Origin of the sequence: Lysobacter sp. Root983 (assembly GCF_001429345.1) — a bacterium.
GTDB lineage: Bacteria > Pseudomonadota > Gammaproteobacteria > Xanthomonadales > Xanthomonadaceae > Lysobacter.
This window is the reverse complement of sequence record NZ_LMJO01000012.1, coordinates 755,582-780,665: the sequence shown is the minus strand read 5'-3', so window position 1 is coordinate 780,665 and position 25,084 is coordinate 755,582. Positions and strand designations below refer to the sequence as shown.

22 protein-coding genes are annotated in these 25,084 nt (G+C 69.1%); 15 read left to right on the top strand and 7 right to left on the bottom strand.

Annotation, left to right across the window (positions count from 1 at the left end; genetic code table 11):
* Positions 1-88: 88 nt before the first annotated feature.
* Entirely contained in the window at positions 89-1,360 is a 1,272-nt protein-coding gene (locus ASE43_RS10900; protein ID WP_056178990.1) for a threonine/serine exporter family protein, read from the bottom strand.
* A gap of 134 nt (positions 1,361-1,494) precedes the next feature.
* Between ASE43_RS10900 and ASE43_RS10895 the strand changes: the two genes are divergently transcribed.
* From ASE43_RS10895 to ASE43_RS10875, 5 genes are read left to right on the top strand one after another with little or no spacing between them, the layout of a single operon-like run.
* A complete protein-coding gene (locus tag ASE43_RS10895) occupies positions 1,495-2,613 on the top strand; it encodes an MlaE family lipid ABC transporter permease subunit (RefSeq protein ID WP_057160460.1) in 1,119 nt (372 codons plus the stop codon).
* Positions 2,607-3,440, top strand: a complete 834-nt coding sequence (locus ASE43_RS10890; protein WP_056179938.1) for an ABC transporter ATP-binding protein — start codon at positions 2,607-2,609, stop codon at positions 3,438-3,440. The genes ASE43_RS10895 and ASE43_RS10890 overlap by 7 nt, the downstream gene beginning before the upstream one ends.
* A 24-nt stretch (positions 3,441-3,464) precedes the next feature.
* The gene (locus tag ASE43_RS10885) at positions 3,465-4,337 is read left to right on the top strand and encodes a CPBP family intramembrane glutamic endopeptidase (RefSeq protein ID WP_057160459.1); all 873 of its coding nucleotides are present in this window, start codon (positions 3,465-3,467) and stop codon (positions 4,335-4,337) included.
* A gap of 46 nt (positions 4,338-4,383) precedes the next feature.
* Positions 4,384-5,310 (top strand): MlaD family protein, encoded by a 927-nt coding sequence (locus ASE43_RS10880; RefSeq protein WP_056178980.1) that lies wholly within the window; start codon positions 4,384-4,386, stop codon positions 5,308-5,310.
* A complete protein-coding gene (locus ASE43_RS10875) occupies positions 5,307-5,981 on the top strand; it encodes an ABC-type transport auxiliary lipoprotein family protein (protein ID WP_057160458.1) in 675 nt (224 codons plus the stop codon). The genes ASE43_RS10880 and ASE43_RS10875 overlap by 4 nt, the downstream gene beginning before the upstream one ends.
* Positions 5,982-5,987: 6 nt before the next feature.
* Here ASE43_RS10875 and ASE43_RS10870 read toward each other — a convergent pair whose 3' ends face one another.
* Positions 5,988-6,725, bottom strand: coding sequence for a 4'-phosphopantetheinyl transferase superfamily protein (locus ASE43_RS10870; RefSeq protein ID WP_162258783.1), 738 nt, complete (start codon positions 6,723-6,725; stop codon positions 5,988-5,990).
* Between the two features lie 158 nt (positions 6,726-6,883).
* Between ASE43_RS10870 and ASE43_RS10865 the strand changes: the two genes are divergently transcribed.
* Positions 6,884-8,515, top strand: coding sequence for an electron transfer flavoprotein-ubiquinone oxidoreductase (locus ASE43_RS10865; RefSeq protein WP_056178970.1), 1,632 nt, complete (start codon positions 6,884-6,886; stop codon positions 8,513-8,515).
* Positions 8,516-8,526: 11 nt separating this feature from the next.
* Positions 8,527-9,159 carry a hypothetical protein gene (locus tag ASE43_RS10860; RefSeq protein ID WP_057160456.1) on the top strand — a complete coding sequence of 211 codons (633 nt, stop codon included), beginning with the start codon at positions 8,527-8,529 and terminating at the stop codon, positions 9,157-9,159.
* Positions 9,160-9,178: 19 nt separating this feature from the next.
* Here ASE43_RS10860 and ASE43_RS10855 read toward each other — a convergent pair whose 3' ends face one another.
* Positions 9,179-10,543: a PLP-dependent aminotransferase family protein gene (locus ASE43_RS10855; protein ID WP_157499852.1), complete on the bottom strand. Its 1,365-nt coding sequence runs from the start codon at positions 10,541-10,543 to the stop codon at positions 9,179-9,181.
* Between the two features lie 121 nt (positions 10,544-10,664).
* On the opposite strand from ASE43_RS10855, the gene ASE43_RS10850 reads away from it, so the two are divergent.
* Positions 10,665-11,960, top strand: coding sequence for an alpha/beta hydrolase (locus tag ASE43_RS10850; protein ID WP_057160454.1), 1,296 nt, complete (start codon positions 10,665-10,667; stop codon positions 11,958-11,960).
* An 89-nt stretch (positions 11,961-12,049) separates the two neighbouring features.
* Here ASE43_RS10850 and ASE43_RS10845 read toward each other — a convergent pair whose 3' ends face one another.
* The gene (locus ASE43_RS10845) at positions 12,050-12,685 is read right to left on the bottom strand and encodes a CoA transferase subunit B (RefSeq protein WP_057160453.1); all 636 of its coding nucleotides are present in this window, start codon (positions 12,683-12,685) and stop codon (positions 12,050-12,052) included.
* A gap of 53 nt (positions 12,686-12,738) precedes the next feature.
* The gene (locus ASE43_RS10840) at positions 12,739-13,476 is read right to left on the bottom strand and encodes a CoA transferase subunit A (protein WP_056178953.1); all 738 of its coding nucleotides are present in this window, start codon (positions 13,474-13,476) and stop codon (positions 12,739-12,741) included.
* A gap of 115 nt (positions 13,477-13,591) precedes the next feature.
* Here ASE43_RS10840 and ASE43_RS10835 point away from each other — a divergent pair, with 115 nt between their 5' ends.
* Positions 13,592-14,503, top strand: a complete 912-nt coding sequence (locus tag ASE43_RS10835) for a hypothetical protein (RefSeq protein ID WP_056178949.1) — start codon at positions 13,592-13,594, stop codon at positions 14,501-14,503.
* A 60-nt stretch (positions 14,504-14,563) separates the two neighbouring features.
* Here the strand turns inward: ASE43_RS10835 and ASE43_RS10830 are convergent, their stop codons facing one another.
* Positions 14,564-15,976: a mannose-1-phosphate guanylyltransferase/mannose-6-phosphate isomerase gene (locus tag ASE43_RS10830; RefSeq protein ID WP_056178946.1), complete on the bottom strand. Its 1,413-nt coding sequence runs from the start codon at positions 15,974-15,976 to the stop codon at positions 14,564-14,566.
* Between the two features lie 134 nt (positions 15,977-16,110).
* On the opposite strand from ASE43_RS10830, the gene ASE43_RS10825 reads away from it, so the two are divergent.
* The 6 genes from ASE43_RS10825 to ASE43_RS10800 all read left to right on the top strand — a co-directional run bounded on the left by ASE43_RS10825 (position 16,111) and on the right by ASE43_RS10800 (position 24,463).
* Entirely contained in the window at positions 16,111-16,923 is an 813-nt protein-coding gene (locus tag ASE43_RS10825) for a D-hexose-6-phosphate mutarotase (RefSeq protein ID WP_057160452.1), read from the top strand.
* Positions 16,924-17,093: 170 nt separating this feature from the next.
* On the top strand, positions 17,094-17,840 hold the full coding sequence (locus ASE43_RS10820) for an electron transfer flavoprotein subunit beta/FixA family protein (RefSeq protein WP_056178938.1): 747 nt from the start codon (positions 17,094-17,096) through the stop codon (positions 17,838-17,840).
* Positions 17,840-18,778 carry an electron transfer flavoprotein subunit alpha/FixB family protein gene (locus tag ASE43_RS10815; protein WP_057160451.1) on the top strand — a complete coding sequence of 313 codons (939 nt, stop codon included), beginning with the start codon at positions 17,840-17,842 and terminating at the stop codon, positions 18,776-18,778. Before ASE43_RS10820 ends, ASE43_RS10815 begins: the two co-directional genes overlap by 1 nt.
* Positions 18,779-19,053: 275 nt before the next feature.
* A complete protein-coding gene (locus tag ASE43_RS10810; protein ID WP_235568695.1) occupies positions 19,054-21,354 on the top strand; it encodes an FG-GAP-like repeat-containing protein in 2,301 nt (766 codons plus the stop codon).
* 698 nt (positions 21,355-22,052) lie between these two features.
* The gene (locus ASE43_RS10805; protein ID WP_082607226.1) at positions 22,053-23,216 is read left to right on the top strand and encodes a VCBS repeat-containing protein; all 1,164 of its coding nucleotides are present in this window, start codon (positions 22,053-22,055) and stop codon (positions 23,214-23,216) included.
* Positions 23,213-24,463: a VCBS repeat-containing protein gene (locus ASE43_RS10800; RefSeq protein ID WP_157499850.1), complete on the top strand. Its 1,251-nt coding sequence runs from the start codon at positions 23,213-23,215 to the stop codon at positions 24,461-24,463. Before ASE43_RS10805 ends, ASE43_RS10800 begins: the two co-directional genes overlap by 4 nt.
* A 56-nt stretch (positions 24,464-24,519) precedes the next feature.
* Here ASE43_RS10800 and ASE43_RS10795 read toward each other — a convergent pair whose 3' ends face one another.
* The gene (locus ASE43_RS10795) at positions 24,520-25,083 is read right to left on the bottom strand and encodes an HAD family hydrolase (RefSeq protein WP_057160447.1); all 564 of its coding nucleotides are present in this window, start codon (positions 25,081-25,083) and stop codon (positions 24,520-24,522) included.
* Between the last annotated feature and the right edge of the window lies 1 nt (position 25,084).

Sequence of the window (25,084 nt, the reverse complement as noted above, 5' to 3'; positions counted from 1 at the left end):
TTTTTTTGCTGCGGGATTCGGGATTGGTTATTCGGGATTAGTAGCCGCTTCAGGCTCTTTCGAATCTCGAATCCCCACTCCCGGCTCCTCACAGATTCCGCCGCGCCGGCAACAGCAGGTTGCCGAACAGCAGGCCGGCGATCAGGGCCAGCAGGATATTGATCACCGCCAGCACCGCATCCTGGCCGACTTCCATGTCCTGCTGCTGGATCAGGGTCAGCAGGCCGCGCAGGCTCACGCTGCCCGGCACCAGCATGATGATGCCGGGCACGCGCACGATCGCGCCGGGCCGGTTGCCCCAGCGCGCGTAGGCGTTGCCAGCCGCGGTCAGCGCCAGCGCGGCCAGGAAGATACCAGCCGGGCTGCCCCAGGCTTCGCCGGCGAAACGCGAGATCAGATAACCGCAGGCGGCGGCCGCCATCACTTTCGGATAATCGGAGCGATGGGCGCGGAACAGCACCGCGAACGCGTACGAAGCCACCGCCAGGCCGCACCACTCCACCCAGGCCGGCTGCGGACGCGAAGCCTGGATCGCCGGGGTCAGGCCGACCAGGTCGCCCAGGTACAGCGCGATGATGGTGCCGACCGCCAGCTTGACCACCGTGGTCAGCGCGCCGGCGAAGCGCGCCGTGCCCGACACCAGATGCTGGCTGGTGAGTTCGTTGACCGCATTGGTCAGCGCCATGCCGGGCAGCAGCACGATCAGCGAAGCGATGATGACCGTGTTCTGGTTCAAGGGCACCAGGAAACTGGCCACCAGCACCGCGACCATGGCCGCGACCATGCCGGCGACCGCCTCCACCGCCTCCTTGAAGCGCGGCCGCGCGCTCGACCAGTCGATCAGCACGCCGATCAGCAGGCCGTTCACGCCGGCCACGGCGATGTCCGGCCAGGGCAGCCGCAGCAGGCCGCCGACCGCCGCCGCGGCCAGGCCGAAGGCCAGCACCTGCATCGCGCGCCAGCGCGCGGTGCGCGGACGGTCCAGGGCCTGCAGCGCGGCATGGCCGGCGGCCAGGTCCAGGCGCCCCGCCATCACGTCCTCGGCGATGCGGTCGGTCTCGCTGAGCTTGTAGAGGTCGTTTTCGCCCGGCGGCATCCGGATCACGCGGGTGGTGTCGCTTTCGCCGGGCGGGCGGTGGGGGTCGCTGAAGGTCAGGATCAGGCCGGTCGGATTCGACCAGGGCTCGCACTCCAGGCGCAGCCGCTGGGCCACCGCCGACACCGCGCCTTCCAGGCGCTGCGCGGTGGTGCCATAGGCGTGCAGGCGCTCGGCCAGTTCGACCACGAAGCCGATACGCGCGGCATAGCTGGTCGCGCTCAGCGGGGCGGGCGGCGCGCTCGAGGAATCGGGTGTCGACATGCGCGAAAGCATCGCATGCGGACGTGCCGCATGGGCAGCGCGACCGCACGTCGAGTCAGCCCGCGGACGGTCCGCGCATGCGCACGCCGCCCTCACCTCGTCGTTCCTAGCCTGTATCCTCCGCCGGAGAGCCTATGACCGCACCGTCCACGCACACGCCGCAGATCGCCGCCGACGCCCAGACGCCGTCGCGGTTGCGGCTATCCGGCCGCTGGACGCTGGAAAACGCCAACGCGATCTCGGCCGCGCTGCACGGCGCGCCGCAGGACGCGACCACGATCGACGCCAGCGCGGTCGAGCGCCTGGACTCGGTGGGCGTGCTGCAGCTGATGCGCTTCGCGCGCCGGCGCGAGCTGGATTTCGACGGCTTCGCCTTCCACGACAACCACCGCGCCCTGGTCAGCGCGATCGAGGACGTCGCCGACGAGCGCCCCAAGAAGAAGCGCGAGTACGGCGTCTACGCCGCGCTCGCGCGCCTGGGCTACGCGGTCACCGACAACTGGAAGGAAGTGCTGGCGCTGATCGCCTTCTTCGGCGAAACGCTGATGAAGATCCTGCGCCTGTTCAAGGACCCGGGCCGCTTCCGCCCGACCGCGACCGTGCACCACATGGAACAGGTCGGTCTGGACGCGGTGCCGCTGATCGCGCTGCTGTGTTTCCTGGTCGGCGCAGTGGTGGCGTTCCTGGGCGCGACCATCCTGCGCGACTTCGGCGCCACCATCTTCGTGGTCGAGCTGGTCAGCATCTCGTTCCTGCGCGAATTCGGCGTGCTGCTGACCGCGATCGTGCTGGCCGGCCGCACCGCCAGCGCCTTCACCGCCCAGATCGGCGCCATGGTCAGCCGCGAGGAAGTCGACGCGATCCGCACCCTCGGCATGGACCCGATCGACCTGCTGGTGATCCCGCGCGTGCTGGCGCTGCTGGTGATGCTGCCGCTGCTGACCTTCGTGGCGATGATCTTCGGCCTGCTCGGCGGCCTCACCGTGGGCGCCTACAACCTCGACATCCCGCCCCAGCAGTATCTGGCGCGCATGCACGAGACCATGGAGCTGCGCCATTTCCTGGTCGGCCTGTCCAAGGCCCCGATCTTCGCCCTGCTGATCAGCCTGATCGGCTGTCTGGAAGGCCTGCAGGTCGAGGGCACCGCGCAATCGGTGGGCGAACGCACCACCTCCAGCGTGGTTCAGGCGATCTCGCTGGTGATCATCATCGACGCCTTCGCCGCGATCTGGTTCATGGAGGTCGGATTTTGAGCGAGCCCCTCGACGATCCGCGCGACCATATCGACGCCGACACGCCGATCATCCGCGTGCGCGGCCTGGTCAATCGCTTCGGCGAACAGACCGTGCACGACGGCCTGGACCTGGACGTGAAAGCGGGCGAGATCCTGGGCGTGGTCGGCGGCTCGGGCACCGGCAAATCGGTGCTGATGCGCTCCATCCTGGCCCTGCGCCGCCCCGACGAGGGCAGCATCGAGGTGCTGGGCATCGACGCGCGCAGCGAGGACCCGGCGCGCCGGCGCGAGATCGAGCGCAACACCGGCGTGCTGTTCCAGGACGGCGCGCTGTTCTCGTCGCTGACCGTGGGCGAGAACGTGCAGGTACCGCTGAAGGAGTACCACAGCGACCTGCCCGACTCGCTGCGCTACGAACTGGCGCTGCTCAAGGTCAAGCTGGCCGGCCTGCCCGCCGACGCGATCAACAAGCTGCCCTCGCAGCTGTCCGGCGGCATGCGCAAGCGCGCCGGCCTGGCGCGCGCGCTGGCGCTGGACCCGCCGCTGCTGTTCCTGGACGAACCCACCGCCGGCCTGGACCCGATCGGCGCGGCCGCGTTCGACCGCCTGATCCGCACCCTGCAGCAGGCACTGGGGCTGACCGTGTTCCTGATCACCCACGACTTGGACACCCTGTACGCGATCTGCGACCGCATCGCCGTGCTCGCCGACCGCAAGGTGATCGCCTGCGCGCCGATGGCCGAGATCGAGAAGCTCGACCACCCCTGGGCGCACGAGTATTTCCACGGCCCGCGCGCGCGCGCCGCCCAGGTCGCGCGCGACAACTACGCGGCGACCGAACGCTGACGCCGCACGCAAGGACGCCCCGGTTTGCTTTCCGCCCTCTCGCCCGCGCTCGCCGCCGTCGACCACCTGCCCTGGGCCGCGCTCGCGCTGGCCTCGCTGCTGCTGTGGTGGCCGCGCGCGCGCGTCGCCAGCCTGGCCCTGTTGGCGATCGCCGGCGTGGCCGGCTTCGCGCTGGGCCAGCTCGATATCCGCGCGCTGATCGCGCTAGCCCTGCTGGCCTTGGCCGGCTGGATGGTGGGCGCGGCGCGCGCGAAAGCGACGCGCATCGGCGGGCATGTACTTTTTGTGGTGGTCGCGCTGGCATTGGGCTTCCATGTGGCGCCTGGATTCCACAATCCGCTCGCGATCGCGCCGACCCGGATCACCGCCGACGCGATCGAATTCAGCATGTACCTCAATCTCGACAAGCCCCTGGTCGGTTTCTGGCTGGTGCTGGTCTGGGCCGGGGTGCAGCGCGAGCGGCCGCTCGCCGACTGGCTCAAGGCCGCGCTACCGGCCTGCCTTGCTGTGACGCTTGTGTGCCTGGGCTTGGCCTGCGCGCTGGGCCAGATCGCCTGGGCGCCGAAGTGGCCGAGCTGGGGGCTGCTGTGGGCGCTCAACAACCTGCTGCTGGTGACGCTGGCCGAGGAGGCGCTGTTCCGCGGCTATCTGCAGGAAGGCCTGAGCCGGCACTGGCGCGAGCGGCGCTGGGGCGACGCGGCCGCGATCGCGGTCGCCGCGCTCGCCTTCGGCCTGATCCATCTGGCCGGCGGCTGGGCCTGGGCGCTGCTGGCCGGCGTGGCCGGCGCCGGCTACGGCCTGGCCTACCGCCGCGGCGGATTGCAGGCCGCGATGCTGACCCATTTCGGACTCAACCTGGTCCACTTCACCACGTTCACTTACCCCGTGCTGGCATGATGTCCGTCACGGACCGCCCGCCGGGCCTCATCGTCTCAGGTGCCTGATGGAAACCAAGGCCAATTACGTCCTCATCGGTGCGTTCACGATCATCGCGACGCTGTTCCTGCTGTTGTTCGCGCTGTGGGCCGCCAAGTACTCGTCCGAGAAGAGCTGGCGCGAGTACGCGGTGATCTTCAACGAACCGGTGACCGGCCTGTCGGAAGGCAGCACCGTGCAATACAACGGCATCTCGGTGGGCACGGTGAAGCTGCTGCGGCTCGCACCGGACGACCCGCGCCGGGTGATCGCGCAGCTGCGCCTGCAGGCCGACGCGCCGATCAAGGCCGACACCCGCGCCAAGCTGTCGCTGACCGGCATCACCGGCAGCCCGATCATCCAGCTTACCGGCGGCAGCCCCGGCAGCCCGGCCCTGGCCGACGTCGACCGCCGCGAAATCCCGGTGATCCAGACCGAGGCCTCGGCGCTGCAGAACATCGCCGACACCGCCAACCGCCTGGTCGCGCGCCTGGACCAGGTGCTCAGCGACGAGAACGTCAAGCGGGTGTCGAACACGCTATCCAACATCGAGGCCATGACCGGCTCGATCGCCGACCAGCGCGACGACCTGCGCCTGCTCATCGTCAACGCGCGCAAGTCCAGCGAACAGCTGTCGGCCACCCTGGACACCACCAATCAGGCGGTCAAGAACGTCGACCGCGAACTGGTCGCCAAGCTGCCCGGGCTGATCTCCAAGCTCGACAGCACCCTGACCCGCCTGGACTCGGCCGCCAACGGCGCCAACGGCATCCTCAACGACAACCGCGCCGCGATCAGCAGCTTCGCCAACGACGGCCTCGCGCAGCTCGGCCCGACCCTGGCCGAGTTGCGCGTGCTGGTGCGCGACCTGCGCCGCATCAGCGACCGCATCGACAGCAACCCGACCCGTTACCTGCTCGGCCGCGACGCCCAGAAGGAGTTCGAGCCGCAATGACCTCTCGCCCCCTGCCCCGCCCTTACGCGCTGCTGCGCCGCGCCGCCGGCCTGAGCCTGCTGTTGAGCCTGAGCGCGTGCTCGATCCTGGGCGAAAAGCCCAAGGAGCGCTCCACTCTGTACGCGCCCGATCCGCGCGTGCAGGCCGACGCCGCCTGGCCCAACGCCGACTGGCAGCTGTCGCTGACGCCGCCGACCTCGGCGCGCATGATCGACAGCCTGCGCATCGCGGTGCGCCCCAGCCCGAACGAGATGCAGGTCTACAAGGGCGCCGGTTGGGCCAAGCCGCCCGGCGAGATGCTGCAAGACGCGCTGCTGCGCGCGCTGGAAGACTCCGGCCGGATCGACGCGGTCGCGCGCCAGGGCAGCGGCGTGGCCGCCGACTACAAGCTGGTGCTGGACCTGCGCCGCTTCGAATCCGACTACAACGGCCAGGCGCTGCCCTCGGCGACCATCGAAGTCAGCGCCAAGCTGCTGCACAACAGCGACCAGAAGATCGCCGCCGCACGCACCTTCGTGCAGAGCCAGCGCGCGTCCACCACCGCGGTGCCGGACGTGGTCGCCGCCTTCGACGGCGCCCTGGCCGCGATCACCCGCGACCTCGGCGGCTGGATCTTGACCAGCGGCAACGCCCACGAACAGGCCGAGCACCCGCGCAGCGCGCGCCGCTGACCGCGCTCAGAACGGGTCGGCCGGCCGCAGCACGCGGCCGGCGCCGCGATAGGGCAAGGCCGGCACGGTTTCGATCGCGATCGCCTGCGCGGCGACGCGGCGGCTGCGCAGGGCGATCGCGCCGACATGCGCGGCGTCCAGCCGGAAACTCCAGAACCGCCACGCCGGCGCTTCGGCGCGATCGCGCTGCAATCGCGGCGCGCCGTCGTCCGCGCGCGCGAACGCGATGCGATCGAACGGCAGGCGCAGGCCGCGGCCGCCCGCCTTGGCATAGGCCTCCTTCAGCGTCCAACTGCGCAGGAACGCGGCGTCGCGCCGGTCGGGCGCCTGCGCCAGCAATTCGTCCAGTTCCTGCGGCGCCAGCGTGCGCGCGTTCCACAGTTCCTCGGTGGCGCGCGCGCAGGGCTCCAGGTCCAGACCCACGCGGCCGCCGGGCGCGACCAGGCAGCCGACCAGGCCGGCGCAATGCGACAGGCTGAAACTCAGTTCCGGCGCATCCGCCACGCGCGGGCGCCCATAGACGCCGCGCAGGTAGCGCCAGTCCTGCGGCCGCCGCGGTTGGCAGGCCGACAGCGCGTGGCGCAACAACAAGCGCGCGGCCAGGGCCTCGCGCCGCACCGGCACCAGGCGCAGACGCGCCAGGCGCGCGCGCTCGTCCTCGTCCAGCAGGCCCAGTTGGGCCTCGTAGACGGCGTCGTAGGCGGCATCGACCTCGGCCAGGAACAGGCGCGGCCCGGCGGGCACGCGCGCGTCCTTCGCGGGTGGAGAGGCGGGGCCGGTCATACGCGCAGGGCCAAAGGGAGGCGGCGTCGAGCATACCGTCGCCGCCGCGTTCGCGGGCCGACTTTGAGCTCGGGGCCCAAACCCGCGACAATTCCAGCCTCAGCAAGCGGAGAGCCAGCATGAGCGAACACAGCCCCAACCCCGCCGAGGTCGAGCGCGACGTCATGGAGTACGACGTCGTCACCGTCGGCGCCGGTCCGGCCGGCCTGTCGTTCGCGATCCGCCTCAAGCAGATCAACCCGGAGCTCTCGGTCTGCGTGATCGAGAAGTCCAGCACCATCGGCGCCCACATCCTGTCCGGCGCGGTGATCGAGACCGGCCCATTGGACGCGCTGCTGCCGAACTGGCGCGACAACCCGCCGCCGATCTGCGTGCCGGTCACCCAGGACGAGTTCTGGCTGCTGAGCAAGGACGGCGGGCGCCGCCTGCCGGTGCCGCCGGGCATGAACAACCACCACGGCAACGTGATCGTCAGCCTGGGCGCGACCTGCGCCTGGCTGGCGCCGCAGGCCGAAGCGCTGGGCGTGGAAATCTACGCCGGCTTCGCCGCCTCCGAGACCCTGCACGACGCCGACGGCCGCGTGGCCGGTGTGCGCATCGGCGACATGGGCGTGGCCAAGGACGGGTCGCACAAGCCCGGTTACACCGCCGGCATCGACATCCGCGCCAAGGTCACCGTGTTCGCCGAGGGCGCGCGCGGCCACCTGACCAAGCGCCTGATCAAGCGCTTCGGCCTGGACGCGGACAGCGACCCGCAGGGCTATTCGATCGGCATCAAGGAACTGTGGCAGGTGCCGGAAGACCGGGTCACCCCGGGCAAGGTCGTGCACAGCTTCGGCTGGCCGGCCGACAACCACACCTACGGCGGCAGCTTCCTGTATCACCTGGACAAGGGCCGCATCGCCCTGGGCTACGTCAGCGGCCTCGACTACCGCGACCCCGACTACAAGCCCTGGGAAGCCTTCCAACAGTGGAAGAACCACCCCACGGTGAAGCCCCTGCTGGAAGGCGGCAACCTGGTCTCGGCCGGCGCGCGCGCGATCGTCACCGGCGGCTGGCAGTCGCTGCCCAAGGTCGAGATGCCGGGCGCGCTGCTGATCGGCGACACCGCCGGCCTGCTCAACGTGCCCAAGATCAAAGGCACCCACCAGGCCATCCGCAGCGGCATGCTCGCCGCCGAACACCTGGCCGCGTCCGAACTGGCGCCGGAAGGTTACGACGCCAAGCTGCGCGCCTCGCCGGCGATGGACGAGCTCAAGAAAGTCCGCAACATCAAGCCCGGGTTCAAGCGCGGCCTGTGGTTCGGCATGCTCAACGCGGCCTGGGAAACCGTCACCGGCGGGCTGTCGCCGTGGACGCTGAAGAACAAGCCCGACTGGTCCTCGCTGCAGAAACTCGACGAGGCCGAAAAGCCCAAGCGCGACTACGTCGACCGCAGCCTGGCGCCGCGCGACCGCCTGGCCGGCGTCTACTTCGCCGCCACCGAACACGACGAAGACCAGCCCGTGCACCTCAAGGTCGCCGACACCTCGATCTGCGTGACCCGCTGCGCCGAGGAATACGGCAACCCCTGTACCCGCTTCTGCCCGGCCGGCGTCTACGAGATCGTCGAAGACGCCGAGGGCAAGCGCCTGCAGATCAACGCCGCCAACTGCGTGCACTGCAAGACCTGCGACATCAAGGATCCCTACGAGATCATCACCTGGGTCACGCCGGAAGGCGGCTCGGGGCCGAATTACCAGAATCTTTAAGGCCCAACCTCATGGCGATCCGGGCCGAGCGCATCCTGGTAACGACCGGTGCGCTCGCGATCGTGGCGATTCTGGCCACGGCGGTCTGGGCTAGCCTACAAGTCGCGCCCCCTTCGCCAGCTCGGGCAGCATGGCTTTCCATGCCGCCCGAAAGCGAGTTCGACGGCGGCGCAAACGCTAGAGGCGCACTGTTGGCAGCCAGTCCGATGCTCGGCGAGCTGCCGCACATCTGCGGGCGCGAGGACCATGCGCAGGACGAAGAGCGATACGTCGCGCTCTTCGATCCGGGCGGGTTCAAACCCTACTACCGTGCCGATTTCAGTATCCGCGACTCGAATGCGTCGATCGCCATCGAGCTGGAGTCGCGCGGATTGATGGGCGAACAGCCTCTCAGAATGCATGCTCGCCGGTTGTTCCATGCGGACACGAAAGAACTAGAAGGCATACGGCGCACCTGGCAAGACCCAACCTTGTGGCGCACGCCGCAGCTACGCACATCGGTATGCGTCAGCGGCGGCAACATCATGCAGTCGTGCGTGCGAGGTCGCTATACGCTGTCGAGGCAGCATTGCAAATCACCCGCCCACCAGGCACTCAAGGCTGCGATTCAAGCGAAGTTCCCATTGCCGCCGAGCGGCGACTGAGCCTCCCTACTGTCGCGCCTCAAGCGAACAACAAATCACGCATGCGCTTGTCCACCTGCGCGGTGACGTTGAACCGCATCCAGGTGCTCGGCGCCTGCTGCGCGGTGAACAGACTGCCCGGCGCGATCAGGATGCCCTGCTCGCGGCAGCGCACCGCCAGTCGATTGGTGTCGGCGCGCATGTCCGCCCACAGAAACATGCCGTCGGCGGGGTCGCCGAGGATCTCGACGCCTTCGGCCGCGAACAGGCGCTTGGCCAGCTCGCGCTGACCCGCGAGGCGTTCGCGCAGGCCTTCGACGTGCTTGTCGTAACGGCGCTCGGCCAGCAGCTTGTGCACCAGCCGCTCGTTGAGCTCGGGCGTGGTGAAGCCGGTCAGGATCTTGGCGTTGGTCAGCTTGCGCGCGAGTTCGGCGTTGGCGGCCAGGTAGCCCACGCGCACGTTCGCCGCCAAGGTCTTGGAGAAACTGCCGGCATAGACCACGCGATCGAGCCGATCCAGCGCCGCCGCGCGCGTCACCCGCGTGCCGCACAGATCGGCGTAGACGTCGTCCTCGAACACGGTCACGTCGTGGCGCGCGGCCAGCGCGAGGATGCGCACCACGATGCTCTCCGGCAGCGATAGCCCGGTCGGATTGCGCGCGGCGGTGCTCAGCACCATCAGGCGCGGCCGCTCCTGCGCCATCCGCCGCTCCAGCTCGGCCAGATCCGGGCCGTCGGCGCCGCAGGCGATGCCGACCACGCGCGCGCCGTGCGCGGCCACGATGCCGAGCGCGCCGAACCAGCACGGGTCCAAGGTCAGCACCGCATCGCCGGGTTTGACCAGGGCCGCGAGCACCAGATTCAGCGCATGCGCGACGCCGGTGGTCAGCACGATCTGATCGGGCTGGGCCAGGATGTCCAGCTCGGCCAGGCGCTGCTGCAACAGGGAGCGCAAGGGCCCATAGCCGTGCGGCTTGCCGCTGTCCAGCCAGCGCCCCTCGCGCCCCAGCGCGCGGATCGCCGCGCCCAGTTGCGCGCCGTCCAGCCACGACGCCGGCAGCACGCCCAGTCCCGGCCCCTGCGCGGCACCGCTTTCGAGCATGTTCTGCATCAGCCAATCCAGATCGATCACCGATCCCGCCGGCGGTTCCCACGCGGGCGCCGCGACCGCGCGCTCGCGCACGTAGAACCCCGAACCGCGGCGCGCTTCCAGATAACCGTCGGCGACCAGACGTTCGTAGGCCTCGACCACGGTGAACGGCGACACCCCGCGTTGGCGCGCCAACGCGCGCACCGAAGGCAGGCGCATGCCCGGCCGCAGCACCTCGCCCTCGATGCGCCGGCGCGCCCAGCGCACGCAGTCTTCGACCCGGCTCAGGCCGGGCGGGCGAGGCTTGGAAGGCACGGACACCGTATCGGCCCCAGGCGCGGAAAGTGTATCGGTACTGTACTGGTCGCGAGGGGTAAAAAGTACCTGCGGCGTAATGCCGCGGCTCCCTCTCCCTGCCTTCGGCCCGACCTAGACCATGGATAACGCCCCCTCCCTCCTCCGCCGCGGCCTTGCTCTGTGCGCGCTGCTGGCCGCGAGCGCCCTGCTGCCCGCGTCCGCCGCCGAGCCGACCGACAAGAGCTGCATCGGCAGCTACCGCCTGCGCGACGGCCGCGACGTCGATATCGCGGTGTCCGACGAATCGCACTACCGCTGGCGCATGAAGGACGGCACCAGCGGCAAGCTGAGCTGGGCCGCGCCGGGCGACTGGTCGAGCACGCAAGGTTGGACCGAACGCGCCGATGGCCACCAGATCGCCTTGCGCGACTGCGCCGCCGGCCGCATCGCCTTCGACCGCGTCGAAGGCCAGCGGCTCGCGTTCGACGTGACCGAGACGCGCTTCCAGTCCGGCGGCGCAACCCTGTCCGGTCGTCTGGTGCTGCCGCCGGGCAAAAGCCGGGTGCCGATCGTGGTGCTGGTGCACGGCTCCGAACGCGATTCGGCGCGCGACTACTACGCGCTGCAGCGCCAGTTCCCGTCCGAAGGCATCGGCGCCTTCGTCTACGACAAGCGCGGCACCGGCGCATCCGGCGGGCGCTACACCCAGAACTTCCTAACCTTGGCCAACGACGCGATCGCCGCCTTGCGCGAAGCGCGCCGGCTGGCCGGCGCGCGCGCCGGCAAGATGGGTTATCAGGCCGGCAGCCAGGGCGGTTGGGTGGCGCCGCTGGCGGCGCAGATCGAACCGGCGGATTTCGTGATCGTCAGTTTCGGCCTGGCGGTGTCGCCGCTGGACGAGGACCGCGCCGCGATCGAATTGGACATGACGCGTCGCGGCTACGGCCCCGAGGTGGTCGCCAAGGCCATGCAGGTGGCCGACGCCACCGCCGCGGTGCTGGAGAGCGATTTCCGCGAAGGCTACGAGCAGGTGGCCCGGATCAAGCAGCGCTACGGCGCCGAACCCTGGTTCAAGTTCGTGCGCGGCAACGTCAGCTACTTCATTCTGGAAAAACCCGAGGCTGAACTGCGCAGCGTGGGCCCAACGCTGTTTCCGGGCGCGTCCCTGGACTACGACGCCCTACCGGTGCTGCGCAATCTGCGCACGCCGCAGCTGTGGCTGTTGGGCGCGCAAGACATCGACGCGCCCAGCGCGGAGACCGTGCGCCGCCTCACCGCATTGGCCAAGGCCGGCGCGCCGATCCGCCTCACTGTGTTCCCGCATGCCGAGCACGGCATGTACGAATTCGAACTGGCCGCCGACGGCAGCCGCCTGTCCACGCGCCAACCCGCGGACTACTTCCCGCAGATGCGCGACTTCATCAAATCCCGTTGATGCGAACCGGGCGCAGCGCCCGGTTTCGCCTTCGTCCGTGGCCGGTGGCGATGCTTCAGGGGCGTCGCCGCAGGTGGCGGACGCGCGCCTCAGGCGGCGCGCTTGAACGCCACGCCGGTCTTCTCGCGCAGCTCGTCCTCGCTCACGCCGGGCGCGCTTTCCACCAGCACCAGGCCATCCTCGGTCACGTCCATCACCGCCAGTTCGGTGATGATGCGGTTGACCACGCCCAGCCCGGTCAGCGGCAGGGTGCACTCGGGCAGGATCTTGTGTTCGCCGTTCTTGGCGCTGTGCTCCATCAGCACCACCACGCGCTTCACGCCGGCCACCAGATCCATCGCCCCGCCCATGCCCTTGACCATCTTGCCGGGCACCATCCAGTTGGCCAGATCGCCCTTGTCGGTGACCTGCATCGCGCCCAGGATCGCCAGGTCGATGTGGCCGCCGCGGATCATCGCGAAGCTGTCGTGGCTGCCGAAGTAGCTGGCGCCGGCGCGCGCGGTCACGGTCTGCTTGCCGGCGTTGATGAGGTCGGCGTCGACCTCGGCCTCGCTCGGGAACGGGCCGATGCCGAGCAGGCCGTTCTCGGACTGCAGCCACACGTCCATGCCCTCGGGGATGAAGTTGGCCACCAGCGTCGGCAAGCCGATGCCGAGGTTGACGTAGGCGCCGTCGGTGAGTTCCTGCGCGGCGCGTTGCGCCATTTGATCGCGGGTCCAAGCCATGTCGAATTCCTTGAAAGAGTCGTAAGCGTCGAGTCGTCGGTGGGGCCTGCGCGTCAGGCGCGCACGGTGCGCTGCTCGATGCGCTTCTCGGGCGCGGCGTTGAGCACGATGCGATCGACGTAGATGCCGGGCAGGTGCACGTGATCGGGATCGATCGCGCCGATCTCGACGATTTCCTCGACTTCGGCCACGCAGACCTTGCCCGCCATCGCGCAGGCCGGATTGAAGTTGCGCGCGGTCTTGCGGAACACCAGGTTGCCGGCCTTGTCGGCCTTCCAGGCCTTGACCAGCGAGACGTCGGCCTTGAGCGCGGTTTCCATCACGTAGTGGTGGCCGTCGAACTCGCGCGTCTCCTTGCCGTCGGCGACCACGGTGCCGTAGCCGGTGCGGGTGTAGAACGCCGGAATGCCGGCGCCGCCGGCGCGCAGGCGCTCGGCCAGGGTGCCCTGCGGGTTGAACTCGAGCTCGAGTTCGCCGGACAGGAACTGGCGTTCGAATTCCTTGTTCTCGCCGACGTAGGACGAAATCATCTTGCGGATCTGGCGCGTTTCCAGCAGCAGACCCAGGCCGAAACCGTCGACGCCGGCGTTGTTGGAAATCGCGGTCAGGCCCTTGACGCCGCTGTCGCGCAGCGCCGCGATCAGGGCCTCGGGAATGCCGCACAGGCCGAAGCCGCCGACCGCCAGGGTCTGGCCGTCCGCGACCAGTCCGCGCAGCGCTTCGTCGGCATTGGGGAACACTTTGTTCTTCGCGGCGCCGGCGCTGGGCGTCGCGGCAATGGCCTCGGCCATGGGGGAACTCCTGTACGGGATGGGCGCAGTTTAGCGCGCCAGCCGGCCCGGCCCCACCGGACCTTAGGGCAATGGTCACTCGTGCCGGGATGGGTGGCGACGTTAGACTCGAAGCATGAGCAAAATCGCCCTGGTCACCGCCATCGCCGCTACCGGAACCGACACCGATATGGTGCCGCTGATCGAGGCCTGCGCCCGCGCCGGCCTGGCCGCCGAGGTGCGCGCCTGGGACGACCCCAGCGTGGCCTGGACACGCTACGACGCTGCGCTGCTGCGCTCGCCCTGGGACTACACCGAGCGCCTGCCGGAATTCCTGGCCTGGTGCGAGCGCGTGGCCGCGCAGTCGCGTCTGCTCAATCCCTTGCCGGTGGTGCGCTGGAACACCGACAAGCACTACCTGGCCGACCTGGCCGCGCGCGGCGTGGCGGTGGTGCCCAGCGCCTTCGTCGAACCCGAGGCCGAGCCCCTGCCCGCGCTGCAGGCCTTCCTGGCCGAGCACGCCGGGGCCGCCGAGTTCGTGGTCAAGCCCACGGTCAGTGCCGGTTCGCGCGATACGCAACGGTATGCGCGCTCGCAGGAGTTCGCCGCCGCCAACCACATCGCGCGCCTGCTCGACGCCGGCCGCAGCGTGCTGCTGCAGCCCTATCTGGCCTCGGTCGATCGCGACGGCGAAACCGCCCTGCTGTATTTCGATGGCGACTACAGCCATGCGATCCGCAAGGGCGCGCTGTTGCGTCCCGACGACGGCGGCAACGGCACCGCGCTCGTGCCCGAACAGATCGTCGCGCGCGAGCCCGGCCAGGACGAGCACGCGCTGGCGCAGGCGGTGCTGGCGGCCGCGCGCGATGCGCTGAAGCTGGAGGCGCCGCTGGCCTATGCGCGCGTGGATCTGATCCGCGACGCCGACGGCACGCCGCGCCTGCTGGAACTGGAACTGTGCGAGCCGTCGCTGTTCTTCCCTTACGCCGACGGCAGCGCCGACCGTTTCGTCGCGCGCCTGCGCGAACGCCTGGGCGCGACGAACTAAGCGCGTACGCGAATCACGGGCGCCTCAGGAACGCTACGCATACCTGACGTATACGGACGCTCAAGAGCGCCCGTATACGTCCTCGAGCCGGACGATGTCGTCCTCGCCCAGGTAGCCGCCGGACTGCACTTCGATCAACTCGACCGGTTCGCTGCCGCGGTTGCGCAGGCGGTGCACGCTGCCGCGCGGGATGTAGGTGCTCTCGTTCTCGCGCAGCTCGAACACCTTGTCGTCGCAGGTGACCTCGGCCACGCCGGAGACCACGATCCAATGCTCGGCGCGGTGCTGATGCTTCTGCAGACTGAGCGCGGCGCCGGGCTTGACCACGATCTTCTTGACCTGGAAGCGTTCGCCCACGCCGATCGAATCGTAGCTGCCCCAGGGCCGGTAGACCTTGCGGTGGAACAGGTGTTCCTGGCGGCCGGCGGCCTTGAGCCGGTCGACGATGATCTTGACGTCCTGGACCCGATCCTTGCGCGCGACCAGGGTGGCGTCGGCGGTATCGACGATGACCAGATCCTCGACGCCCAGAGTCGCGATCATGCGGCGGTCGGACGCGCGCACCAGGCTGTCGCGGGTGTCGACCGAAATCACGTCGCCTTCGTGGCGGTTGCCGTCGGCGTCGCGCTCGGCCACCGACCACAGCGAGGACCAGGAGCCGATGTCGCTCCAGCCGCAGCTCACCGGCACCACCGCGGCGCGGTCGGTTTTCTCCATCACCGCGTAGTCGATCGAATCGCTGGGACTGGCCGCGAACGCGTCATGGCCCAGGCGCAGGAAATCCAGGTCGGTGCCGGCGCTGGCGAACGCGGCCTGGGCGGCGGCGTGGATCGCCGGCGCCAGCCGCGCCAGTTCGTCCAGATAGCTGCGCGCGCGGAATAGGAACATGCCCGAGTTCCAGGCGTAGGTACCCTCGGCGAGATAGCGTTCGGCGGTGGCCTGGTCGGGCTTCTCGACGAAGCGCTCGATGCGATAGCCGTCCGCGCCCAGCGCGTCGCCACGCAGGATGTAGCCGTAGCCGGTTTCGGCGTAGTCGGGGCGGATGCCGAACGCCACCAGCCAGTCCTCGCGGCCCAGCCGCAGCGCCGCGCTCACGGCGTCGCGGAAGGCGGCTTCGTCCTCGATCAGATGATCGGCCGGCAGCACCAGTAGCAGCGCGTCGGGGTCGCCGACCAGCGCGTGCAGGGCCGCGGCCGCGATCGCCGGCGCGGTGCTGCGCGCGACCGGCTCCAGCAGGATGCCGCCGCTGCGCACGCCGATCGCCTGCAACTGCTCGCCGACCATGAAACGGTGGTCGTCGGCGCAGACCGTGATCGGGGCCTGCGCATCGGGCAGCTTGCTCGCGCGCAGCACGGTTTCCTGGAACAGCGAATGGTCCCCGATCAGCGACAGGAACTGCTTGGGTTGGTTCTGTCGCGAAAGCGGCCACAATCGGGTTCCGCTGCCGCCGCTGAGGATGACCGGGTGAAGCATTTCGACTCCGCACTGGGGTTACGTCGTGAAGGGTACCGGATCGGAGCCGCGCGCCGCCCGCTTGGCGGCGCGTCGGTACGGGCCGTCGCTCAGGCGGCAGTCACCCAGCCTCGCCGTCCGGCCCCAGAGGCGGCGTGAACGGCGCCCCGTCGGTGCGCCTGCAGGGGCCGGACGGCGCCAGCGCGCAGGTGGCCCTGCACGGCGGACAGCTGCTGTCCTGGACCTGCCGCGGCCGCGAGCGCCTGTACCTGAGCCCGCGCGCGCGCTTCGCGCCGGGTCAGGCCATCCGCGGCGGCGTGCCGGTGATCTTTCCGCAGTTCTCCGACCGCGGGCCCGGCCCGCGTCACGGCTTCGCGCGCGTGCGCGAGTGGACGCATGCGGGCGCGGGCCGCTTCGTGCTGCGCGACGACGCCGACACGCGCGCGTCGTGGCCTTATGCATTCCAGGCCGAGTTGACGGTCGAACTGGGCGCCGATGCCTTGGCGATCGCGCTGCAGGTGCGCAACACCGGCGCAGAGACCTTCGCCTTCACCGCTGCCTTGCACACGTATCTAGGCGTGGACGACCTGGCCGGCGCGCGCGTTCAAGGATTGGAAGGACGCGCCTACGCCGACGCCACCCGCGCCGGCGCCTCCGCCGTCCAGCGCGAACACGACCTGCGCTTCGACGGCGAGCTCGACCGCCTCTACCCCGACATCGCCGGCGGTCTGCATCTGCTCGACGGCGAACGCGGCTTGCGCATCGACGCCGAAGGTTATGCCGACACCGTGGTCTGGAACCCGGGCGCCGCGCTCGCCGCCGGCCTGGACGATCTGGGCGCGGGCGAGCACGCGCGCTTCGTCTGCATCGAAGCCGCCGCGGTCGCCATGCCGCTGTCGCTGGCGCCGGGCGCGGACTGGCGCGGGCGCCAGATCCTGACCGTGGCCGACCGCACGCCGGCCGCATAATTCGTACGGATCGGCGCACGTTGCCTGCACGCTGGGCGCATTTCGGCCGCCCGGCGCCTGCCACCGGCCGTTCCGCCCCCTGCGCCCGCGAACGGTCTCCGCTAGAATTGGCGGTTCTCGGCCCCCGGGCCGCGCACCCCCCAACGGGCACCCCAAGGAACCCCCGCACGATGAAGATCCTCGTCGGCTACAAGCGCGTGGTGGACTACAACGTCCGCATTCAGGTCAAGCCGGATGGTTCCGGCGTGGTCACCGACGGCGTCAAGCTGTCGGCCAATCCCTTCGATGAGATCGCGCTGGAAGAAGCGCTGCGGCTGCGCGACAAGGGCATCGCGACCGAGGTCGTGGTCGCCACGATCGGTCCCGCCGACGCCCAGGCGCATCTGCGCAACGGCCTGGCGATGGGCGCGAACCGCGCCATCCACGTCGTCAGCGACCAGCCGATCCAGCCGCTCACCGCCGCGCGCACCCTGCTCAAGCTGATCGAGAAGGAACAGCCGGACCTGGTGATCCTGGGCAAGCAGGCGATCGACGACGACGCCAACCAGACCGGCCAGATGCTGGCGACCTTGTGGGGCCGCCCGCAGGCCACCTTCGCCTCCAAGCTCGAGGTCGCCGACGGCAAGGCCACGGTCACGCGCGAAGTCGACGCCGGCCTGGAAACGCTGGAAGTCGATCTGCCGGCGGTGGTCACCACCGACCTGCGCCTGAACGAGCCGCGCTTCATCAAGCTGCCCGACATCATGAAGGCCAAGAGCAAGCCGATGGAGTCCATCGCCTTCGCCGACCTCGGCGTGGACACCGGCGACACCCTCAAGACCACCCATTACGCGCCGCCGCCGAAGCGCAGCCGTGGCGTGATGGTCAAGGACGCGGCCGAACTGGTCGCCGCACTGAAGCAGAAGGGGTTGCTGTGATGAGCAAGGTTCTGATCGTTGCCGAACACCTGGGCGGCAAGCTCAACGCCTCGACCGCCAAGTGCGTGTCCGCGGCGCTGGCGCTGAAGCCCGACGCCATCGACGTGGTGGTGCTGGCCGCCGACCCGGCCGGCATCGCAAGCGAAGCCGCGCAGATCGCCGGCGTCGCGCGCGTGCTGACCGTGAGCAACCCCGCCAACGCCAACGCGATCGCGCAAGTGCTGGCGCCGCAGGTAGCCGCGCTGGCGCCCGGCTACAGCCACGTGTTCGGCCCCTCGACCACCTTCGGCAAGGACCTGATGCCCTGCGTCGCGGCCCTGCTCGGCGTGGCCCAGGTCTCCGACGTGATGGCGGTCGACGCCAGCCACACCTTCAAGCGTCCGATCTACGCCGGCAACGCGATCATCACCGTCGAAGCCCCGGCCGATCACACCGTGGTCGCCACCGTGCGCACCGCCTCGTGGCCGGAAGCCGGCAAGGGCGGCAGCGCCGCGGTCGAAGCGGCCACGGTCGAAGCGACCCTGCCCGGCCACACCCGCTTCGTCGGCCTGGCCGCTGGCAAGTCGGATCGTCCCGACCTGCAAAGCGCCAAGCGCGTCGTCTCCGGCGGCCGCGGCGTCGGTTCGGCCGACAACTTCAAGATCATCTACGACTTCGCCGACAAGCTCGGCGCCGCGGTCGGCGCCTCGCGCGCCGCGGTCGATGCCGGCTACGTGCCCAACGAACTGCAGGTCGGCCAGACCGGCAAGATCATCGCCCCCGAGCTGTACGTCGCGGTCGGCATCAGCGGCGCGATCCAGCACCTGACCGGCATCAAGGACGCGGGCACCATCGTCGCGATCAACAAGGACGGCGACGCGCCGATCTTCGAGATCGCCGATATCGGCCTGGTGGGCGATCTATTCACGCTGTTGCCGGAGCTGGAAAAGGCACTCTGAACCGACCTCGCCGCGACACGCGAAAGGCCGCCTTCGGGCGGCCTTTTTCGTTGCCGGTCGCCGTTTTCCCAGGGAACAGGCGCCGGCCCGTTTCCGGGCGATCGGCGACAACGCAGGTAGCTGGCACACGAACGCCCCCATTCATGTGCTTTCGGAACTGGAATAGGCGTAGCAAATAGCCGCGATCCGCCCCGAGCCCGGTCATGCGACGGCCCGAGCTAAGGCGCTATGCTTGCCACCGGGCGCCACCAACGATGCAGCCAGCTGAGGCAACGATGCGTTATTCCATATTAGCTTTGACCCTTACTTTGTTCTTTGCCGGCTGTGCGTCCGAATCGGACGACGGCCGCAAGGCCACAGCCTCGGCGAAGACGGGTGCTGGCGCCGTCGCCCAGGCCACGAGCCCCGCATTCGGCCACGCGCCGGGCCAGGGCTTCGCAGCGCTGCCCGACCGCGGCGCCCTGATCCAGTACGACCGCAAGCAGCCCAGCGAACAGCGCGGCGCCTTCACGTATCTGCCGGTCGAGCTGAGCGAGGCGCATGGCCTCGCCGCCACCGTGCCGGGTCGCGCGATCTCGCTGACCACGCCGGACGGCCGTCCGATGCGCATCGCCTACCAGCGCCACGAGGAAAGCCTCGACGGCAACTGGACCTGGATCGGCCAGACCGAGGACGGCCTGCGCGCCGTCATCACCTTCGGCGAGAAGGCGGTGTTCGGCAAGATCGAACAGAAGGCCACCGAAGCCCTGCGCATCACCACGCTCAACGGCCGTACCTGGGTCATGCAGGCCGATCCATCCAAGCTGCTCGACGGCAACCTACGCAGCGAGGCCGAATCCGACACCCTGATTCCGCCCAAGGCCGCGGCGAACGCCGCGTCGGCCCAGGTCGGCACGCTGGCCAACGCGGCCAACACCGTCGACGTGGCGCTGGGCTACACCGCCGGCATGGTCGCCCGCTACGGCGGCACCACCCAGGTCAACACGCGCCTGGTCAACCTGATGGCGATCACCAACCAGGCCTACCAGGACAGCCAGATCAACCCGCGCGTGCGCCTCGTGCACACCATGCAGGTCGACTACACCGACGCCAACAGCAACGACACCGCGCTGGAAGCCCTGACCGGTTACACCTGCACCAGCTCCGGCTGCACCCAGCAGCCGGTGCCGGCGGGCCTGCAGGGCCTGCGCGCCGCGCGCGACGCAGTCGGCGCCGACCTGGTGTCGCTGGTGCGTCCGTTCACCACGCCCGAACAGGACGGTTGCGGCATCGCCTGGCTGCTCGGCGGCGGCGGCAGCACCATCGACAACAGCGATGCCGGCTTCGGCTACTCGGTGGTCAGCGACGGCCAGGACCGCGACGAAGGCGACGGCAAGACCTACTTCTGCCGGGAGGAAACGCTGGCCCACGAGCTCGGCCACAACATGGGCCAGGCGCACAATCCCGAAGACAGCAGCGGTCAGGGTGCGCACAGCTATTCCTACGGCTACCGCGAAGCGGCGACCAACGGTTTCTACACCGTCATGGCCTACCGCCTGGCCAGCAGCACCCAGTTCTCGATCCCGTACTTCGGCAACCCCAACGTCGTCCATCCGGGCACCGGCCGTCCCACCGGCTCGGCCACCGCCGACAACGCGCGCAGCCTGAACATCACGATGCCGCTGATCGCGCAGTTCCGCGCTTCGCTGGTGCCCAACCCGAGCCGCAAGCACAACGACATCAACGGCGACGGCTACTCCGACCTGGTCTGGTACAACGCGAACCAGCCGGGCATGGCGTACTGGTTCATGAACAACACCACGAACATCGGCAGCGGCTACTACCCGCTGGCGGCCAGCACGCGCATCGCCGGCACCGGCGATTTCGATGGCGACGGCCGCATGGACGTCCTCTGGGTCAACTTCAACCAGCTGCAGCTGTGGCGTAGCCGCGGCGACGGCCAGTTCGACTTCTCGGTGATCGGCGGTTTCGCCAGCGAATGGAAGGTCGTGAAGACGGTCGACCTCAACGGCGACGGCAAGGACGACATCGTCTGGGAGAACACCAGCGCGAGCCTGATGGCGTACTGGCTGATGAGCACCAACACCGTCACCGGCAGCCGCGTGTTCCCGGTCGGCGCCGCGCGCGTGGTCGCCGCCGGCGACTTCGATGGCGACACCCGCGGCGACCTGGTGCTGGCCAATCCGAGCCTGGGTCAGCTGACCCTGTGGCGCGGCCGCGCAGACGGCGATTTCGATAAGCCGTCCCTGGGCGGTTACGACAGCGCCTGGACCATCGTCGGCACCCCCGACCTCAACGGCGATGGCCGTTCGGATCTGGTCTGGGAACACTCCGGTCACGCCATGATCGCGTACTGGATGATGAACGGTGCGAGCGTGCAGTCCAGCGGCGTGAAGGGCGTGGCGCCCGAGTTCCGCATCGCCACCACCGGCGATCTGGACGGCGACGGCCGCGGCGATCTCATCTGGACCAATGCCACCACCGGTCAGATGTACCTGTGGCGCAGCCGCGGCGACGGCAACTTCGATGCCTCGTTCGTCGCCGGCTACTCCACCGCCTGGTCGTTGTTGCCCTGACCGACGCTCGCGTCTCGACCCCAAAAGCCCCGCGAAATTCGCGGGGCTTTTTTTTGCGCGAACGCGGTCTCAACCAGTATTCGCGTGCCGCTACTGCAATGCGCCGATGCCGCAACCGCAAGATGCGACACACGCAATGCACACACCATCAATATCAATGGCACTTTAAGAACGTAGGCCCATTTTTCGCGAGCGCGCGCGTGATTTCTTCCTCACGCAAGCGTCGTATCCTGCGTGCGGCCACTGGGATGATCCAGCCGCAGGGAGCGCAGCATGCGCCATTACGTTTCGATCGCAGTCTTTGCTGCGCATCCGCGCAGCTACGCCATCGAACCCGATAAAAACGCCGTCGCTATCGACATGCGCGCGGCCGACATGCGAACGCGCACCGCGCTGGCTCGCGCACCGCAAGCACGCGCGATCTTGCCCTCGCATCCCGTCGATCCGATGCGCGCCCATGCCATCGCATCGGCGAGGCGCCATGCGGGCATCGCGTTGCCAGGTCCGGCGCAAGTCCACGCATGCGGCGCTGACGACATCGCGACGCTCGCGGCATGCGCCGATGTCACTCGCGCAGCGCTTCGCGATGCGCATGCGGATAGCCGCCCGGATCTCGTTCGCCAGAACCGGTACACGCGGGCACGGCTCGCCGGCGCGCAACCGGCAACCGAACCTCGGATATCAGCAAGGAGCTCCTCATGCGTCATCTCGTTCTATCAGGAATCGCCGCCGTCTCCTTGTCGGGCTGCCCGCTCGATTCGAACAAGGTCGCCGCGCCCACGCAGGCCGCCACGGCGCCTGTGCCGGCGCAAGCCCTGGGCGCGAACGCCTCCAGTTTCGTCGCGCCGAGCGGATCCGCATCCGGGCCGCTGGCCCGCGCCTCGGCGCCCATCGAACGCGGCAGCCCATCCGCGCAACCCCTGGCGAGCGCGCGCGGCGCCTACAACGATGCCAACGCGGATGGCCGTTCGGACCTGGTCTGGGCCGGCGACCTCTCCGGGCTGCATGTCGCCCATTGGCTGATGAATGGCAACCAGGTTATGCGCACGCTCAGCCCGACGCCGATGGCCGCCGACAGCCATGTCATCAGCACCGGCGATTTCGACGGCGACAAGCGGGTCGACCAACTCTGGTTGCGGCTCGAACGTCGCGGCGGCAGCTTGACCCTGGGCCGACTGAACGAAGCCGGCTCCTACGAACACAGGCACGTCGCCGGGATCGGCGACGGCTGGTTGCTCGATCGCTCCGCGGACCTCAACGGCGACGGCCGCAGCGACGCGATCTGGACCAACCGCACCTTGGGCCGGATGGCGTACTGGCTCATGAACGGCACCGCCATACTGAGTAGCGGCGTGTACCCGCTCGACGTCAACAACTATGCGCTCGTCGCAGTCGGCGACTTCGATGGCGACGGCCGCGAAGACCTGCTGTGGCGCGGCCGCCAAAACAGCGCCTATTACATGTGGCGCAGCCGCAGCGATGGCCATTTCGATCAGTCCTACGTCGGCACGGTGCCGGCGGGCTGGGTGCTCGATGCCGTGGTCGACCTTAACGCAGACACGCGCTCCGACCTGGTCTGGACCAACCGGGACGCGAACCAGATGGCGTACTGGTGGATGAATGGAGCCGCCCCGCAACGGACGGGCGTGATCGGTGCGGACACCGAGCGCTACACGATCGCCGCATGCGGCGACTTCGACGGCGACGGCAAAGGCGATCTCGTCTGGGCGACGCGACGCGATGCCACCGCCGCTTCGCTCTACCTCTGGCGTAGCCGCGGCGACGGCTCGTTCGATCCGAGCTTTATCTCGACTTACGACGACAGCGTCTGGCAGCCGATGCCGCCGTATGCGGACGCATGAACACCGTCCGTTGCGAACCGATGGCCTCGACCGGCGCTCAGCGCATCGCATCCAAACCCAGGGATAGAACCATGCGAAATCTCTTTTCGGCCGCCGTCGCCGCCGCGCTATTGACCGGCTGCCCGCTCGAGCAGGCGAAAATCGCGACGTCCTCGGAAGGCGACGCAGCCATGGCCAAGCAGGTCGCGAGCGCAGCGCAGGCGCGGATGCCCGCCGCCCCTTCGGCCCGCGCGCCCGGCGCAGCGCAGGGCGGCGTGGTCCAGGCTCTGGGTGTCGGCCCGACCGGCGCGGCGGCGGCCTCGCCTCTCGCAACCGCCGTGCGCCCGCCCAACAGCGACGCCAACGCCGATGGCCGTTCCGACATGTTCTGGCTAGGCGGCAGCAGCGGAACCTTTCATGTCGCGCATTGGCGAATGAACGGCGCCACGATCCTGCAAATGGTCGGGGCGACCGTGCTGCCGGAGGGGAACTACTCCATCTTCAACGGCGATTTCGACGGCGACCGGCGCGTCGACCAGATATGGTTCAACCCAGACGCCGGCAACCGTCGGCTGTTGCTGGCCCGCCAGGACGCAAACGGCATCCTAGCGCCCACCTTCGTGGCCGGTGTCGGCGGCGCGTGGCTTCCGTCCGCGGTCGAGGATCTGAACGGCGACGGCAAGAGCGATATCGTCTGGGTGGATAAGACGCGCGGGCAAATGGCGTATTGGCTCATGAACGGCACCGCGATCGCGGGCAGCGCCGTGTTCGGCGTGGACACCGCCAACTACGACTTCCTCGGCCGCGGCGACTTCAATGGCGACGGCCGCGGCGACCTGCTATGGCTGGGCCATCGAACCAACGGCCCCTTGTACATGTGGCGCGGCCGCGCCGACGGTCAGTTCGATCAAGTGCTGGTGGGCAACCTCAGCATCGCCTTTCAGTTCCAGGGCACGACCGATCTTAACGGCGATGGCCGATCCGATATCGTCTTCACCAGTTACACCGGCAGGTCGTTCGCCTACTGGCTGATGAGCGGCGACGGCGTACTGCAGGGCGGCACCATCCCGATCGACCGCGACCGCTTCGAGATCGCGGGCGTGGGCGATTACGACGGCGACGGCAAGGGCGACGTCATGTGGACGACCAAGGCTCAGCGAGAGGATGCGTTGCTGTATCTGTGGCGCGGACGCGGCGATGGCAGCTTCGATTCGACGCTCGTAGCCCAGTACGACCACAGCATCTGGGTGCCATTCCAACGCCAATGATTCGACGCGATCGCGGCGCTGTCGCTACGCTCCGGCGCGCGCCGCAGAGTCGAGCGTTACAGCCAATCGATCGCCTGCCGCAGGCGATCGATGACGGCGGTCGGCACGACCTCGCCCTGGCCGGGCTCCTCCGCCGCTGCCGCTCCCAGGGGGCGGTACAGCAGGGTCGTGGCCAGGCCGGCACGCTGGCCGGCAAGGATGTCGGAGGGCTTGTCGCCCACCAGCAGGCTGTCCGCCAGCGACACGCCGAACTCCTGCGCGGCCGCGAGCAGCATGCCCGGGTTCGGCTTGCGCATCGGCGACTCGCGGCGATAGTCGCCGATGCCATGCTCGGGATGGGTGGGGTCGAAGTAAACCCGATCGATCGGCGCGCCTTCGGCGGCGAAGGCCTCGCACATGCGCTCGGTCAGCGCGAGGAAGTCCTGCTCGGTATAGCGACCGCGGCCTATGCCGGCCTGGTTGGTGACCACGAACAAGCGGTAGCCCTGGGCGCGCGCGGCGCGGCACAGGTCGAAGATGCCGTCGATGAAGACGAAATCCTCCCAGCGATGGGTATAGCCCTCGTCGCGATTGACCACGCCATCGCGATCCAGGAACAGCGCCCGCGCGAGCTCGGCCACG